Genomic DNA, 15,440 nt, shown 5'->3' with positions numbered 1-15,440 from the left:
CCCACTTCGACCACCGCCTCGCCCTCAGCGCCCTCGACGCCGGAATAGACGCCCTGCGCATCAACCCCGGCAACATCGGCGGCCCCGACAAGGTGGACGCCGTGGTTACGGCCGCCAAGCTGCGCGGCGCGCCCATCCGCATCGGCGTCAACGGCGGCTCCCTCGACAAGACCCTGCTCAAGAAGCACGGCGGCCCCACTCCGGCGGCCATGGTCGAGAGCGCCCTTGAACACGTTGCCCTGCTCGAAGAACGCGACTTCTTCGACACGAAAATTTCACTCAAGTCCTCGTCGGTGCTCAATACCGTCGAGGCCTACCGTCTGCTGGCCGAAAAAGTGGACTACCCCCTGCACATCGGCATCACCGAAGCCGGAACCCTCGTGCGCGGCGCGGTTAAGTCGTCCGTCGGCCTCGGCATCCTGCTCTGGGAAGGACTCGGCGACACCATGCGCGTCAGCCTGACCCACGACCCCGTGGACGAAGCGGGCGTGGCGTGGGAAATCCTGCGCTCCCTCGACCTGCGCCACCGCGGCCCCGAGATCATCTCCTGCCCCACCTGCGGGCGCACCGAGATAGACCTCATCGGACTGGCCGAAAAAGTGGAGCACGCCCTGCGCGGAGTGGAAGAAGTCTTCACCGTCGCGGTCATGGGCTGCGTGGTCAACGGTCCCGGAGAAGCCCGCGAAGCCGACATCGGCATCGCCGGAGGGCGCGGCCTCGGCATCATCTTCCGCAAGGGCGACGTCATCAGAAAAGTCAAGGGCAACGAGAACCTGCTGCCCGAATTCCTCAAAGAAATAGAAGCATTCCTGAACGAAAGGAGAAACGGATAAAATGAAGCTGTCCCAGTACTATGCCCCGACCCTGAAGGAAGACCCGGCAGAAGCCGAAGTCGTCTCCCACAAGCTGCTCATGCGCGCCGGGATGATCCGCAAGCTCACCAGCGGCATCTACAACTACCTGCCGCTCGGCCTGCGCGCCCTCAACAAGGTGGCAGCCATCGTTCGCGAAGAGATGAACCGGGCCGGAGCCATGGAAATTCTCATGCCCACCGTGCAGCCCGCCGACCTGTGGCGCGAGACGGGACGCTGGGACTACTACGGCAAGGAACTGCTGCGCTTCAACGACCGCCACGGCCGCGACTACTGCCTCGGCCCCACCCACGAGGAAGTCATCACCGACCTCGTGCGCGGCGAAATCCGCTCCTACAAACAGCTCCCCGTCAATCTCTACCAGATCCAGAACAAATTCCGCGACGAAATCCGCCCCCGCTTCGGCCTCATGCGCGGCCGCGAATTCCTCATGAAAGACGCATACTCCTTCGACAAAGACGACGAAGGCGCGGAAAAGTCCTACTGGAACATGTTCGAGGCCTACAAAAAGGCATTCTCCCGCATCGGCCTGCGCTTCAAGCCCGTTCAGGCCGACTCCGGCGCCATAGGCGGCGACTTCTCCCACGAATTCATGGTCCTTGCGGAAACCGGCGAAGACACCATTGCCTCCTGCAAATCCTGTGACTTCGCCGCCAACCTCGAGAAAGCCAAAGTCATCACCCCGGAAACCACCTGCCGCTGTGACGACGAAATCCCGGCCCTCGAAGACATAGCCACGCCCGGCAAGCACACCGTCGAAGAAGTCTGCGAGTTCCTCGGCGTCGAACCCCGAAAGCTCGTCAAGACGCTGCTCTACATCGTGGACGGCAACCCCGTCGCAGCCCTCGTCCGCGGCGACCGAGAACTCAACGACGTCAAACTCCGCAACCTCATCGGCGGCAACGAAATCGACTTCGCCGACGAAGCGACCGTCAAGAAACTCACCGGCGCGCCCGTCGGCTTCGCCGGACCGCACTCCCTCGACAAGGACGTGCCCATCTACGCCGACGCCGAGCTCTGCCACGACACCGACTGGATCGCAGGCGGCAACAAGGCCGATACCCACGTCAAACACCTCTCCCTCGGCCGCGACTGCACCATCGAAAAGTTCGCCGACCTGCGCATGATCGAAGAAACCGACCTCTGCCCCGAATGCGGACAGGCCATCGAATTCACCAAAGGCATCGAAGTCGGCCACGTCTTCAAACTCGGCACCAAATACTCCGAGTCCATGGATGCCAAATTCCTCGACGAAAACGGCAAGGAAAAACTCCTCGCCATGGGCTGCTACGGCATCGGCGTCTCCCGCATCGTCGCCTCCGCCATCGAACAGAACCACGACGACAACGGCTGCATCTTCCCGCCGACCATCGCGCCCTACGAAGTCGCGGTCATCTCCCTCGGCGGCAAAGACCAAGCCGTCAACGACAAGGCAGAAGAGCTCTACAACCAGCTCATCTCCCTCGGCGTCGACGCCGCCCTCGATGACCGCAAGGACCGGCCCGGCGTCAAATTCGCCGAAGCAGACCTCGTCGGCTACCCCATGCAGCTCGTGCTCGGCGGCAAAGGCCTCAAAAACGGCGTCATCGAATGCAAGAACCGCAAGACCGGTGAAAAATCCGAACTGCCCCTCGACACCTTCGCCGAAGCTTTCCAGCAGTGGCGTAAACAGGTCTGGGCAGACTGGAATCTGAAAATGTAACGGATCAATTTGTGCCTCCGGCGGGCAGGGCGCTGCCCTGCACCCGCCAGGGGGATAATCCCCCTGGACCCTTGGCGGCTCCCGAAACGCAGGAAGGCGTTCGGCAATGCACTTCGTGTCATTGCCGCACGCCTTCCTGCGTTTCGGGAGCGAGGCATTTGATAGAAGAAAAAAGCTGTAGTCTCAGCGCCAACTAAGAGTATTTACAAACAGGCCGATGGCTATATTCTCCGAATACGCAATAGATACAACGACTTTCCACAAGAACGTAAAATGACTTGGTAGCCACCGCCAGACAGCGTGAAGCGGGCTGAGAGATGTCACGCAGTGCATTTCTCAGCCCGCTTCACGCTGTCTGGCAACCCAGGGATTGCAAAGGGGATTATCCCCTTTGCCGGGTGCAGGGCAGCGCCCTGCCCGCCGGAGGCAAAAAAACTATAAATCTTCGAGCTTGTCGTAATCTTTGGTTTCCGGATTGTAGCAGTAGTAGCAGCGATCTTTTTTTCGGAAGAGATAGATGAGGGCCATGCCGGTGAGGAATCCGCCGATGTGTGCCCACCATGCCACGGGTGCCATGGTGCCTGCGTTTTGCAGCAGGCCGGATATAATCTGGACGGTGACCCAGGCGATGAGAAAGAGGATGGCGGGGAACTGGAAGAAGAGCGGAAAGATAAAGATGGGAACGAGTGTCAGGACTCGTCCGTGCGGATAGAGCATGAGGTATGCGCCCATGATTCCGGCCACGGCACCGGAAGCGCCGATGACGGGCACTGGGGAATTGGGTTCGGTGAGGATTTGGACGCCGATGGCCGCGAGGCCGCAGAGGATGTAGAAGAGGACGAAGGTGGCGTGTCCCATGACGTCTTCGATGTTGTCGCCGAAAATCCAGAGCATCCACATGTTCATGATGATGTGCAGCCAGCCGCTGTGCAGAAACATGTAGGAAAGCAGCGGAATGCTGGAGTCGGGATATCCGACGTGCATGGCCCAGTCCGGGGCCATGAAGCGTGCCGGGACAACGCCGAAGAGGTGCATGAAATTGAAGAGTTCCCGACCGTGCAGCGAGGTGGTGTAGAGAAATGCGAGTGCGTTGAGAAGGATGATGACGAGGACTGCGATGGGCGGATGTACGCGCGGGACATTGTCGCGTATGGGGATCATTGATCCGCTCCGTCAAGGCGCAGGGCGAGCTCGGGCCACAGGCTGGCGAGCATCTTCATGTCCTGATCGATTTTTGCCATACGCAGGACATTGAGTTCATTGACGAATGATTCTGCTTCTGCTTGAAGCCCATCGGGATTTCCCGGGTTTTCTATTATGAGATCGCAGGCAGCGAGTTTGTCTTTGGCGGGCCATTGCCAGGAGTCGAAGGTGGCGAGCATTTCCGGGGAGAGGTTACGTGCTTCGCGGAAGGCGCCGGTTCTGAGGGTCTCGTCGCAGTGAATGCAGGCGGCGATGTTGACGAAGTTCCGTTCATGCCAGCCTGATTCGAGCAGGAGCGGGATTTCCGCAAAGACGAGGCCCGCGTGTTTGTTCTCGGTAAAGAATTCCATGCAGGCATGGCGCACCATGGGGTGGATCATGTCCATGATTTCCCGTCGCAGGGAGTCGGATTCAAGCATGGCGTTGAAGAGGGATTTCTTGTCAACGCCGCCGTCCGGGTTTGAGTATGTGCTCCCGAAGCGGGCGTTTATCATGGAGGCTCCGTCTCCGCCGGGGCGGTAAAGCTCGGCAACGCATTCGTCTGCCGAGAAGACGGGGTGGCCGAGGTCGCGCAGGATTGCGCAGAGCCGGGACTTTCCACAGCCCGGCATTCCGGTCAGGCCCACGGTGAGCGGGCGGCGGTGCAGGCATTCAAGCAGGTCGGTGAAATCGTGCGGCGGATGCTGGTGAAACCGCAGCCGTTCGCCGGTCTCCGGATGATTCAGGCAGAGATGGAAGGCATGGAGCATCTGGCGATCCGCTTTGGGGCGACCGGCTGAATCCCATTGTGCCTGACGGCTCGGGCCGTATACGCGATCGCCGACAAGGGGATGCCCGATGTGGGCCATGTGTACGCGAATCTGGTGTGTGCGGCCGGTGAAAATCTTGATGAGCACGAGTGAGGCGCTGCTGTCGGGCATGGCCCGCAGCACTTCGTAGTGGCTTTTTGCCTCGCGCCCGCCCTTTTCGACAACGGCCATCTTGGTTTTTTGCGAGGGGTGACGACCCATGGGCGCATCGATGAAACCTTCGGTTCGTTCGGGCACGCCGTGAACGATGGCGAGATAATGCTTTGCGGTGTTTCGGTCCGCGAAATCTGCGGCGAGCTTCAGGCGGTCGGCCTCTGTGCGGGCCACGGCCATGACGCCCGAGGTGTCCTTGTCGAGGCGATGGACGATGCCGGGCCGCTGCTCGGCCATGCCGGAGGTGTCTGCGCCGAGGTCGGGATACCGGGCAAGCAGGCGGTTCACGAGGGTCCCGGCAGGTTCGCCGGGGGCCGGATGAACAGTCAGCCCGGCGGGTTTATCCAGTACGATGAGGTGGTCATCCTCAAAGACTATGTCGAGTGGGCGTCTTCGGCGCGGGGCAAATCATCGGAAGCTGTACCATCGGGCGCCCGTAGCGTGAGCCTTTCGCCGCCTTCGAGTTTGATTTTTCCTTTGCGGACCGTTCCGCCGTCCACTGCGGCGAGGCCGGATTCAATCCAGCCCTTGACCTTTGCACGCGAGACCCCTTCGGGTTCGAGTTCCCGTGCCCAATATCGATCAATGCGCATCCCCCGGTCCTCGGGCAATGCGACACGGTCCCAATGGCGGTTTTCGTTCTTGTCCATGATTTCGGGTATATACATTTCAGGATTTGAAGTAAACGGACTTTGTTCTTGACACACGCAGCCCGAAAAACTAAGCCCTTGACCCGGCCGTTTTCTTCCGCTTACAACAAACTAATTTGGTCGAAGGCGAGCCCCCCTAGCGAACCACAATATAGTAAGGAGTTGGACCTTGGCTGTACACGTTGTCGAGCACCCGCTCATCAAGCACAAGATCGGCCTGCTGCGCAAGGACGAGATCAGCACCAGCCGTTTTCGCGCTCTTGCCACCGAGATTTCCCGCCTGCTGACTTACGAGGCCACCAAGGACCTTGAGACCGAAAAGGTGACCATCAAGGGTTGGGCCGGAGATGTCGACGTCGACTCCATCAAGGGCAAGAAGATCACGGTCGTTCCCATCCTGCGTGCCGGACTGGGCATGATGGACGGTGTTCTGGACATGGTCCCGGGAGCCAAGGTTTCCGTGGTCGGTTTCTACCGCAACGAGGAGACCCTCCAGCCGGTGGAATACTACGTCAAGCTCGCCAACAACATCCACGAGCGCATCGCCATTATCCTTGATCCCATGCTGGCCACCGGCGGCACGCTGGAAGCCACCATCGAGCTGCTCAAAAAGGCTGGCTGCACCCGCATCAAGGGGCTGTTCCTCGTCTGCGCTCCCGAGGGCATCGACCGCATCCTGTCCAAGCATCCGGACGTGGAGATATACACCGCGGCGGTGGACGAGAAGCTCAACGACATTGGGTACATCCTTCCGGGTCTCGGCGACGCGGGAGACAAGATATTCGGCACGAAATAGCCATTACGGGGTTCGCGGGAAGCGGGCCCTTTTTTTTTGGCCGACGCCTACCATTTACGAGAGGAGGAGATTCCGACATGAGTGTTCATTCCACACAGTACAGCTTCCGGCCCAAGGACGCGTTCCTCGGTGCCCAGATGCTGTTCGTCGCCTTCGGCGCGCTGGTCCTCGTACCGCTGCTGACCGGGCTCAATCCCAACGTGGCGCTCTTTACCGCAGGTGCCGGCACCCTGCTGTTCCAGATCGTCACCCGGGGCCGCGTCCCCGTGTTTCTGGCATCGTCGTTCGCGTTCATCGCCCCGATCATCTACGGGGTCGAGACCTGGGGCATCCCCGCCACACTCTCGGGCCTCGCTGCCGCGGGTGTGTTCTACATCATCCTGAGCTTCCTGATCCGCTTTTTCGGCGTCGAGGCGCTGCGCCGCGTGCTGCCCCCGGTGGTGACAGGGCCGGTCATCATGGTCATCGGCCTCGTGCTTGCCCCTGTCGCCGTGTTCATGGCGCTTGGCAAGACCGGCGACGGCTCGGCCGTGCTGATTGTGGAGTGGAAGGCGCTCATCATTTCCCTGAGCGCGCTTTGTACCACCATCCTTGTCTCCCTGCTCGGCAGGGGGTGGCTCAAGCTGATCCCGATCCTCTGCGGCATCACGGTCGGGTATGTCGCTTCCCTGATTCTCGGCGTGGTCAGCTTCGATGCGATCATCGCGGCCCCGTGGCTTGCGGTTCCGGATTTCGTCATGCCCGAGTTCAGCTGGAAGGCGATCATGTTCATTGTTCCGGTGGCCATTGCCCCGGCTATCGAGCACTTCGGCGACGTGCTGGCCATCGGCTGCGTCACCGGCAAGGACTACGTTAAGGACCCCGGCGTGGACAAGACCATGCTCGGCGACGGACTCGCCACCGCACTGGCATCCGCGCTCGGCGGCCCCCCGAACACCACCTATTCGGAAGTGTCCGGGGCCGTGGCCCTGACCAAGGTCTTCAACCCCGGCGTCATGACCTGGGCGGCCATTGCGGCAATGCTGCTGGCTTTCGTATCCAAGCTCGGCGCGTTCCTTTCCACCATCCCGGTTCCGGTCATGGGCGGCATCATGGTGCTGCTCTTCGGCGCCATCATGGTCGTGGGCATGAACACGCTGGTCAAGGCCGGGCATGACCTCATGGAACCCCGCAACCTCGCCATCGTCGCGGTCATCGTCATCTTCGGCGTGGGCGGCATGTCCCTGCCGTTCGGCGGCGAGTTCCGCCTCGGCGGCATCGGTCTGGCCGGTGTTGTGGGCGTTGTCCTGAACCTCGTCCTGCCCTGCAAGGACTGCAGCGAGCCGCTGCCGCAGGAAAAGGAAGGCTGCAAGACCGACTAGCCGTATCTGAAAAACGACCATCTCGATACCGCCGGGGCTTTCGCCCCGGCGGTATTTTCATTTGAATATTCGTCTGCTTTTGGTAATGAAATAAAGTCAACCAAGGAGACATGCTCATGGACACCGGTTCCTCCGTATTTCTACAGCAGGTGTTTTCGGCAGGGACGCAGTGGCTCACCCAAAACGGCCTGAACATCATCTATGCGTTGGTGATCTTCATCTTTGGCCGATGGGTGGCGGCGCTTCTGGGGCGCGGCCTGCGCAGGGCCCTGCAGCGAATCCCCATGGACAGGACGCTTGCCGAGTTCGTGAGCACCGTGGCCTATGCCGGGCTTCTTGCCGCTGTGGTTGTGGCCGCGCTGGGTCAGCTCGGAGTCGACGTGGTCTCCTTCGTTGCCATCCTCGGCGCGGCCGGGCTGGCAGTGGGACTCGCGCTCAAGGACTCCCTCTCCAACTTCGCCGCCGGGGTGATGCTCATTCTGATGAAGTTTTTCGACCGCGGCGACACGGTCACGGTTGCTGGCGTCACAGGCGTAGTGGAGAGCGTGCGCGTGTTCAACACAACGCTCGTCACGCGCGACAACAGCCTCGTCATCGTGCCCAACGCGACCGCCCTGAGCGGGACCATCGTCAACACCGCCGCGCACGGCCGCCGCTGCCTTGAGCTCCCCCTTGCACTGCCTGCTGACGGTGACTACCGTGAGGCCCGCAGGCTGCTCCTGGCCGTTGCCGATGCTGAAGACTCGGTGCTTGACGAGCCTGCGCCGGAGGTCGTGATGGATGACATAGCTGGCGGGGTGAAGCTGCTGGCACGCCTCTGGGTATTGCCCGAAGACTATGACCGGGCACGCTGGAAACTCAATGAACGGATCAAGACAGCCTTGGACGAGCAGGGCCTTGCGATCAAGTAATAATCTAACGGAATCCGAATACTCTGGGAGGATGCATGCCGGAAGCTGCTGCGAATGAACAGAATCTTGAAGTGGTGAGCGATTTCAGCCAGTGGATCGTTGACGTCTGGCACAACGGTTTCGAGGGGCTTTCGGCGCAGGACACGCTGCTCGCGCTGGGAATATTCCTCTTCTTTCTGATTTTCAGGGGACCGCTATCCCGGCTGCTGCTCGGCAGGCTGGAAAAGGCTTTTGCCCGACTCTTCAAGGCCGACACCCAGACCGTTCGCACCGCGCTGGCAGGTCCCATGGCGCTGCTGCCCGTCATTCTCGGCTTTTTCATCGCCTTCCAGACCATCGAGTTCGGCGAACGGGCCATGTTCTTCCTGAACAAGCTGACCCGGACGCTCCTTGTCATCTTCATCTTTTCCGCGCTGTCGGGACTCTCTTCGCAGTTCCCGAACTTCCTGAACCGCAGGGGCGCGCAGATGTCCGAGCTGGTGAGAGCATGGGGCACCAAAGGGCTTCGCATCGTCATCTGGATTGTCGGGGGGTCGGCCGTGCTCCAGATGTGGGGCATCGCGGTAGGCCCTGTCATCGCCGGTCTCGGCCTCTTCTCCGTGGCTGTCGGTCTCGGCGCGCAGGACCTCTTCAAGAACCTCATCGCCGGGCTGACCGTGGTGACGGAACGGCGCTACAACATCGGCGACTGGGTCAAGGTTGACGGCGTGGTTGAAGGCACGGTGGAACAGGTGGGCTTCCGGTCCACCATGGTGCGCCAGTTCGACCAGTCCCCCATCTACGTGCCCAACACCTATTTTTCCGAGCGACCGGTAACGAACTTCTCCAAGATGACCTACCGCCGCATCTACTGGGTCATCGGCGTCACCTACGATACCACCGTGGACCAGCTCCGCGAGATCCGCAAAGGCATCGAAGAGTATGTGCACGGCACAGAGGACTTCGCATCCCCTTCGGATGCCTCCACATTCGTGCGCATCAGCGAGTTCTCGGACTCATCCATAGACATCATGCTCTACTGCTTCACCCGCACCACCAACTGGGGCGAGTGGCTGAAGATCAAGGAAGAACTGGCCTGCCGCGTCAAGGAGATCGTCGAGGGCGCCGGCTCTTCCTTCGCCTTCCCCAGCACCTCGGTCTATCTTGAAACCATGCCCGAAGGTCGGCCCGAGCCGTTCTCGCCGCCGTCCGGCAAGGCCTCCGAATAGGCCCGGCACACTGTCGCAGATACAGGGGACCGTCTCGTGCGAGGCGGTCCCCTTGTTTTCGGCAAAAACTTGACGGTTTCCCGCAAGTGACCGTTGACAAGCGAAAAACGGTGCTTACTTCTCCCTCTAACGCCGTCCGCCCGGTCGGAACGGTAATGAAATATCACCGAGGAACAGACTGTTATGGCGAAAAAAGATAATGGAAGCGACATCCCCGTCAACGGAGTCGGCGACGAAGCGGCCGAAGGTGGCGAGCAGGCGGCAGAGGAAGCGCAGGAGCTCTCCCTGTCCGAAGAGGAGCTCACCGCCCTGTGCCGCGAGCACGTCTGCCCCGGCTGTGACGTGATGCAGGAGGCCGAAAAGGAAAAACTCCGCGCCTTGGCCGACACCGAGAACATCAAAAAACGCCTCTCCCGCGAGGCTGAAGAGATGAAGCGCTACGCGGCGGATTCGCTGCTCGGCGACATGCTGCCGGTGCTGGACAATCTCGACCTCGCCCTTGCCCATACCGACGGGTTGAACGACTCGTGCAAGAACTTCGTGATGGGCGTGGATATGACCCGCAAGAGCTTTCTGGACACCCTTCGCAATCACGGCGTGGAACGCATCGAGGCCAATCCCGGCGACGAGTTCGACCCGGAATTTCTTGAAGCCATGGGCATGGCCGCCGACGAGAACCTGCCGGACGGCTCCGTGGCGCAGGTGGTTCAGGCGGGCTACCGGCTCAAGGGCAGGCTGCTCAGACCGGCCAAAGTCATGGTCAACAAGCTGTCCTAAAAATCCATCTTCGGGACTTTACAAGCGCGACTGCGTGCTTACCTGTAGCGAAGCACGTTGAGATTCACGAGAACGAGCAAATTTAAAAATAGATTTTGAGGAGGATACACGATGGGTAAGATCATCGGAATCGACCTGGGGACCACCAACTCCTGTGTTTACGTCATGGAAGGCAAGGACCCCAAATGCATCAGCAACCCCGAAGGCGGACGGACCACCCCGTCCATCGTCGCCTTCACCGAAAAGGAACGCCTCGTCGGCGAAATCGCCAAACGTCAGGCAGTGACCAACCCGGAAAAGACCGTGTTCGCCATCAAGCGCCTCATGGGCCGGGATATGAACGCGCCTGAAGTCGCCAAGTGGAAGGACCATTGCCCTTACGCCATTGTCGAGGGCAACGGCGGCGACGCCTGGGTGCAGGTTGACGACAAGAAATACTCTCCGCCGGAAGTCTCGGCCATGATCCTTCAGAAACTCAAGAAGGACGCCGAGTCCTATCTGGGTGAAGAAGTCACCGAAGCGGTCATCACCGTCCCGGCATACTTCAACGACTCCCAGCGTCAGGCCACCAAGGACGCAGGCAAGATCGCCGGCCTTGAAGTCAAGCGCATCATCAACGAGCCCACCGCGGCATCGCTGGCCTACGGCTTCGACAAGAAGGCCAACGAAAAGATCGCCGTGTTCGACCTCGGCGGCGGCACCTTCGACGTGTCCGTCCTCGAAGTGGGCGACAATGTCGTGGAAGTTCGCTCCACCAACGGCGACACCTTCCTCGGCGGCGAAGACTTCGACCAGCGCGTCATCGAGTATCTCGTGGACGAGTTCAAGAAGGAAAACGGCATCGATCTTTCCCAGGACCGCATGGCCCTGCAGCGCCTCAAGGAAGCCGCTGAAAAGGCCAAGAAGGAGCTGAGCTCCTCCATGGAAACCGAGGTGAACCTGCCGTTCATCACCGCCGACCAGAACGGTCCCAAGCACCTGATGGTCAAGATCGGCCGCGGCAAGCTGGAAGCCCTCGTGGGCGACCTCGTGGACCGCACCGTCGAGCCCTGCAAGAAGGCGCTCGCCGACGCCGACCTGAACGCGTCCGACATCGACGAGATCATCCTCGTCGGCGGCATGACCCGTATGCCGCTGGTGCAGGAAAAGGTTAAGGAATTCTTCGGCAAGGAGCCCAACCGCTCCGTGAACCCGGACGAAGTCGTGGCCATGGGCGCCGCCATTCAGGGCGGCATCTTCTCCGGCGACGTCAAGGACGTGCTCCTGCTGGACGTCACTCCGCTGTCGCTGGGCATCGAAACCATGGGCGGCGTGATGACCAAGCTCATCGAGCGCAACACCACGATCCCGACCAAGAAGTCCCAGGTGTTCACCACCGCGGCCGACAACCAGCCGTCCGTGTCCATCCGGGTCTTCCAGGGCGAACGTCCCATGACCGGGGACAACATGCTGCTCGGCAACTTCGAGCTGACCGGGCTGCCCCCGGCGCCGCGCGGCGTGCCGCAGATCGAGGTCGCCTTCGACATCGACGCCAACGGCATCGTGAACGTGTCCGCCAAGGACATGGGCACCGGCAAGGAACAGTCCATCCAGATCACCGCTTCCTCCGGCCTGAGCGAAGATGAGATCGACCGCATGGTCAAGGACGCCGAGTCCCATGCCGACGATGACAAGAAGAAGCAGGAAATGATCGAGGCCCGCAATCAGGCGGACACCCTGATCTACACCACCGAAAAGTCCCTGCGCGAGCTGGGCGACAAGGTGGACGCGACCCTCAAGGGCGAGATCGAGACCAAGGTCGAAGAGCTCAAGAAGGTCATGGAAGGAGACGACGCCGAGGCCATCAAGAAGGCCACCGAGGAACTCTCCACCACTTCGCACAAGCTGGCCGAGCAGCTCTACGCCCAGCAGCAGGCCCAGCAGGGCGGCGCTGAAGCGGGTGCAGCCGGCGCAGCCGGTCCCGAAGCCGGCGGCGAAGAAGCCGGCCCCAAGGATGACGACGACGTGGTCGATGCCGACTACACCGAAGTCAAGTAAGGCCACTTGCCTTACGGCCCCAAGCAAAGTATGACAATACCCGGCCCGCATCTGGCGGGCCGGGTTTTTTTCATGTTGCACCCAACCGGGATGAACGACGATGATTCGCACACGCGCACACCATACCGCCGCCCTTCTGCTGACGCTGCTTCTGCCGGTCCTGCTCGCGGTTTCCGGCTGTCAACCGGGCATGAGCACCGCGCCGTCGCTGGAAAGCGTGACCATGCTCTCCACCCCCGCGCTGCTCAAAGAGGCGGACAAGGTCTGGCGGGCAAAGGATTACCCCGCCGCCGAGCTCTACTACTCCAAGCTTCTTGAGCGGGACGACCTCTCGCAGTCGCTGCAGGCCACGAGCCAGAGCAGGCTCGGGCAGGCCGCGTACCAGAACGGCCACTACAGGCAGGCAAAACAGGCCCTTGAAGCGGCCGCCAACCTTGATCTTGGTGCCCTCTCCGATGCTGGCTGGGAACTGGCCTACCTCGGAACCCTCGCCGAGACCGGCAACACCGAACGCCTCAAGAGCCACCTGAAATGGACACTGGAACAAAAGGCCCTGCCGTGGCAGACCCGGCAGGAGATCGCGCTCTGGTATTCCGGGTATTTTGCCCGCAAGGGCGACGACATGCGCGCCCTCGACGTGCTGGACGGGTTCTACAAACAGGCCCGTACCCCGGCAGACAGAGCCGCCTTTGAGGAAACGCTCAGAAACGACCTCAAGAACTGGGACGATGACGAACTGGACGCCATGGCGCGGCTAGCCAAGCCGTCCAACCAGCTCCGATTCCCCTACGCACTGGTGGCCTTTGAACGCGCCCGGCGTCTTGTGGGCGACGAAGCCCGCTGGCCGCACGCGTGGCGCACCATGCGTGCTGTTGCCAATTCACCGGAACTCATGGACAAGGCCGCGCTCCGCTCGCTCCTGAGCTCCTTTGAATCCGAATACGGCATCCCCCGCGTCGGTCTCGTGGTGGCCGTGCCCCTGACCGGTCCCTATGGACAGGTGGGCGCATCCATCGTGCGCGGCGTCGGCGTGGCCCAATGGCAGCTCGCCAGCACCGGCAACGACGTTGACGTCAAGGTTCTCAACACCGACAACCCCGGCTGGGTCGAGCGTCTCAAGGAGATGCCCGAAAGCTACTCCGTTGTCGGCGGCCCGCTGCGCGGAAGCGAGTTCATGCGCCTGACCGAGGGGACGCCCGGTTCCCGTGTTGTGGACAAGCGCGCAGTCTTCGGCTTCATGCCCGGCCTCGGCGACGCCGAGGAAGGCCGGGACGCATGGCGATTCTTCTCCAGCCGCGAAGACGAAGTGCGCAGCCTCGTCCAACTTGCAGCCGGGGAACTCGGCATCAAGGATTTCGCGGTCTTCTACCCGCGCGAAGAGTTCGGCCGGGCCATGGCCAAGATATTCTACAAGGAAGCCGCGCCGCTGGGCGTGCGCATCCGCGGCATGGAGTCGTATGAGCCGCGCGACCTGCCAAGCTGGAACAAGAGCATCGCCAAACTGCTCAACGTCCCCGACGACTTCAGCGAAAACAAGGAAGCGCCCCTGCCCATGCCGGACTTCGGCGCGGTCTTCGTGCCGGACGGCTGGCGGCAGGCCCAGAACCTGCTCCCCAACTTCTTCTTCTACGAGGCGGAACAGCTCGTCTACCTCGGTCCCGGCCTCTGGAGCCGGGCTCTGGACCGCGCCAAAAGCGTGGAAGAGCATTACTACCGCCTCGCCGTGTGCCCCGGCGCATGGTGGAAAGGCAGCCCCGGGGCCGTGTCCCTTCAGGACGCATTGCGACAGGAAGGCCTCGGCCGCGCCGACTTCTGGGTGGCGCTCGGCTACGACTTCACGCGCCTCGCCGCACGCATGGGCGTCCTGCCCGCCGGATTCGATCCCGAAGACGTCAACACCCGCGTCGCCTCTGCCGACGACATGCAGTTTAGCATGGCCCCCATCCAGTGGGATCAAAACGGCGTGGCCACGCAGGAACTCTTCCTCTTCAGCCCGCGCGCCCACGGCAAGACGCTGGCCGACCCCGAGCGGCTCACCGCCGGGATCAAGCGCGCCACCGAGCGTCGCCTCAAACGCGCCGACGCCTACGAGGAACGCATGAAGGAAGAGGCCGCAAAGCGTGCCGAATCCAAACGCTAGAACGACATCTCCAAGGAGTGACCCGAATATGAAGATCAGCCCGGAAGAAGTGGCAAAGGTCGCCGCACTGGCCCGGCTTGAGCTGAGCGACGAAAAGATCGAAGAGTTCACCGGACAACTCGGCGACATCCTCGACTACATGGACAAGCTCGGCGAACTGGATACCGAAGGCGTGGAACCCATGTTCACGCCCGTGGAGCAGGTGAGCGTCATGCGCGAAGACAAGGCCCGCAAGGATTACTCGCGCGAAGACGTGCTCTCCAACGCCCCCGAGACAGACGGCCAGTTCTTCATCGTCCCCCGCATCGTCTAGCCCCCCAGGATACCAGCATGTCCGATCTGCATACCAAAACCCTGACCGAAACCGCCGCCATGCTGCAGGCGGGCGACATCACCGCCGAACAGGCCGTGCAGGCCTGCCTCGACCGCATCGAAGAGACCGAGCCCAAAATCAAGGCGCTCATCTCCATACAGGCCGAACAGGCCCTCACAAAAGCCCGCGAACTCGACGCCGCCGGACCCGACCCGGACAAACCCCTCTGGGGCGTGCCCATGGTCCTCAAAGACCTCCTCGCCACCAAAGGCGTCAAGACCACCTGCGCCTCCAAAATCCTCGAAAACTTCACCCCCTTCTACAACGCCACCGTCGTTGACAAACTCGAGGAATCCGGCGCCATCGTCATCGCCAAGGCAAACATGGACGAGTTCGCCATGGGCTCCTCCACCGAAAACTCGGCATTTTTCAAGACCCGCAACCCATGGGACACCGACCGCGTTCCCGGCGGCTCGTCAGGCGGCTCCGGCGCAACCGTGGCCGCAGG

At 61.5% G+C, this 15,440-nt stretch carries 14 protein-coding genes; 11 read left to right on the top strand and 3 right to left on the bottom strand.

Going from position 1 to position 15,440, the window contains the following annotated elements:
- Window positions 1-833, top strand: an 833-nt coding sequence (ispG, locus tag JCM12178_RS14345) for a flavodoxin-dependent (E)-4-hydroxy-3-methylbut-2-enyl-diphosphate synthase (RefSeq protein WP_054652318.1), incomplete at its 5' end; no start/stop codon positions are given.
- 1 nt (window position 834) lies between these two features.
- On the top strand, window positions 835-2,574 hold the full coding sequence (locus tag JCM12178_RS14340; protein ID WP_054652316.1) for a proline--tRNA ligase: 1,740 nt from the start codon (window positions 835-837) through the stop codon (window positions 2,572-2,574).
- Between the two features lie 435 nt (window positions 2,575-3,009).
- Here JCM12178_RS14340 and JCM12178_RS14335 read toward each other — a convergent pair whose 3' ends face one another.
- The 3 genes from JCM12178_RS14335 to JCM12178_RS19975 are packed head-to-tail and all read right to left on the bottom strand — an operon-like array spanning window position 3,010 to window position 5,389.
- Window positions 3,010-3,735, bottom strand: coding sequence for a rhomboid family intramembrane serine protease (locus tag JCM12178_RS14335; protein ID WP_054652314.1), 726 nt, complete (start codon window positions 3,733-3,735; stop codon window positions 3,010-3,012).
- Window positions 3,732-5,087, bottom strand: coding sequence for a dephospho-CoA kinase (coaE, locus tag JCM12178_RS14330; RefSeq protein ID WP_245628803.1), 1,356 nt, complete (start codon window positions 5,085-5,087; stop codon window positions 3,732-3,734). The genes JCM12178_RS14335 and coaE overlap by 4 nt, the downstream gene beginning before the upstream one ends.
- A 26-nt stretch (window positions 5,088-5,113) precedes the next feature.
- Window positions 5,114-5,389: a hypothetical protein gene (locus tag JCM12178_RS19975; protein WP_245628802.1), complete on the bottom strand. Its 276-nt coding sequence runs from the start codon at window positions 5,387-5,389 to the stop codon at window positions 5,114-5,116.
- Between the two features lie 169 nt (window positions 5,390-5,558).
- Between JCM12178_RS19975 and upp the strand changes: the two genes are divergently transcribed.
- From upp to JCM12178_RS14280, 9 genes are all read left to right on the top strand, one after another.
- Window positions 5,559-6,185: a uracil phosphoribosyltransferase gene (upp, locus tag JCM12178_RS14320; protein WP_054652308.1), complete on the top strand. Its 627-nt coding sequence runs from the start codon at window positions 5,559-5,561 to the stop codon at window positions 6,183-6,185.
- Window positions 6,186-6,262: 77 nt separating this feature from the next.
- Window positions 6,263-7,546, top strand: coding sequence for a uracil-xanthine permease family protein (locus JCM12178_RS14315; RefSeq protein ID WP_054652306.1), 1,284 nt, complete (start codon window positions 6,263-6,265; stop codon window positions 7,544-7,546).
- A gap of 116 nt (window positions 7,547-7,662) precedes the next feature.
- Complete coding sequence (locus tag JCM12178_RS14310; RefSeq protein ID WP_172677152.1) at window positions 7,663-8,457, top strand: mechanosensitive ion channel family protein; 795 nt, start codon at window positions 7,663-7,665, stop codon at window positions 8,455-8,457.
- A gap of 35 nt (window positions 8,458-8,492) precedes the next feature.
- Window positions 8,493-9,665, top strand: coding sequence for a mechanosensitive ion channel family protein (locus JCM12178_RS14305; protein WP_054652302.1), 1,173 nt, complete (start codon window positions 8,493-8,495; stop codon window positions 9,663-9,665).
- Between the two features lie 183 nt (window positions 9,666-9,848).
- Window positions 9,849-10,442, top strand: coding sequence for a nucleotide exchange factor GrpE (locus JCM12178_RS14300; RefSeq protein WP_054652300.1), 594 nt, complete (start codon window positions 9,849-9,851; stop codon window positions 10,440-10,442).
- A gap of 111 nt (window positions 10,443-10,553) precedes the next feature.
- Window positions 10,554-12,479 carry a molecular chaperone DnaK gene (dnaK, locus tag JCM12178_RS14295; RefSeq protein WP_054652298.1) on the top strand — a complete coding sequence of 642 codons (1,926 nt, stop codon included), beginning with the start codon at window positions 10,554-10,556 and terminating at the stop codon, window positions 12,477-12,479.
- Window positions 12,480-12,579: 100 nt separating this feature from the next.
- Entirely contained in the window at window positions 12,580-14,619 is a 2,040-nt protein-coding gene (locus tag JCM12178_RS14290; RefSeq protein ID WP_054652296.1) for a type 1 periplasmic-binding domain-containing protein, read from the top strand.
- 28 nt (window positions 14,620-14,647) lie between these two features.
- Entirely contained in the window at window positions 14,648-14,932 is a 285-nt protein-coding gene (gene gatC / locus JCM12178_RS14285; RefSeq protein WP_054652294.1) for an Asp-tRNA(Asn)/Glu-tRNA(Gln) amidotransferase subunit GatC, read from the top strand.
- Window positions 14,933-14,949: 17 nt separating this feature from the next.
- Window positions 14,950-15,440 (top strand): amidase (locus JCM12178_RS14280; RefSeq protein ID WP_245628801.1); only part of this gene is annotated, 491 nt, incomplete at its 3' end.

It is taken from the genome of Salidesulfovibrio brasiliensis JCM 12178 (assembly GCF_001311825.1).
In the GTDB taxonomy this organism is placed as follows: Bacteria; Desulfobacterota; Desulfovibrionia; order Desulfovibrionales; family Desulfovibrionaceae; genus Pseudodesulfovibrio; species Pseudodesulfovibrio brasiliensis.
The sequence above is the reverse complement of the archived record's forward strand: the minus strand, read 5'-3'. Positions and strand labels throughout refer to the sequence as shown.

Excerpts from the sequence above, each read along its gene's own strand:
- gatC (WP_054652294.1), top strand. The coding sequence starts at position 14,648 with ATGAAGATCAGCCCGGAAGAAGTGGCAAAGGTCGCCGCACTGGCCCGG.
- dnaK (WP_054652298.1), top strand. The coding sequence starts at position 10,554 with ATGGGTAAGATCATCGGAATCGACCTGGGGACCACCAACTCCTGTGTT.
- JCM12178_RS14290 (WP_054652296.1), top strand. The coding sequence starts at position 12,580 with ATGATTCGCACACGCGCACACCATACCGCCGCCCTTCTGCTGACGCTG.
- JCM12178_RS14300 (WP_054652300.1), top strand. The coding sequence starts at position 9,849 with ATGGCGAAAAAAGATAATGGAAGCGACATCCCCGTCAACGGAGTCGGC.
- JCM12178_RS14315 (WP_054652306.1), top strand. The coding sequence starts at position 6,263 with ATGAGTGTTCATTCCACACAGTACAGCTTCCGGCCCAAGGACGCGTTC.
- JCM12178_RS14310 (WP_172677152.1), top strand. The coding sequence starts at position 7,663 with ATGGACACCGGTTCCTCCGTATTTCTACAGCAGGTGTTTTCGGCAGGG.
- JCM12178_RS14335 (WP_054652314.1), bottom strand. The coding sequence starts at position 3,735 with ATGATCCCCATACGCGACAATGTCCCGCGCGTACATCCGCCCATCGCA.
- JCM12178_RS14340 (WP_054652316.1), top strand. The coding sequence starts at position 835 with ATGAAGCTGTCCCAGTACTATGCCCCGACCCTGAAGGAAGACCCGGCA.
- JCM12178_RS14305 (WP_054652302.1), top strand. The coding sequence starts at position 8,493 with ATGCCGGAAGCTGCTGCGAATGAACAGAATCTTGAAGTGGTGAGCGAT.
- JCM12178_RS19975 (WP_245628802.1), bottom strand. The coding sequence starts at position 5,389 with ATGGACAAGAACGAAAACCGCCATTGGGACCGTGTCGCATTGCCCGAG.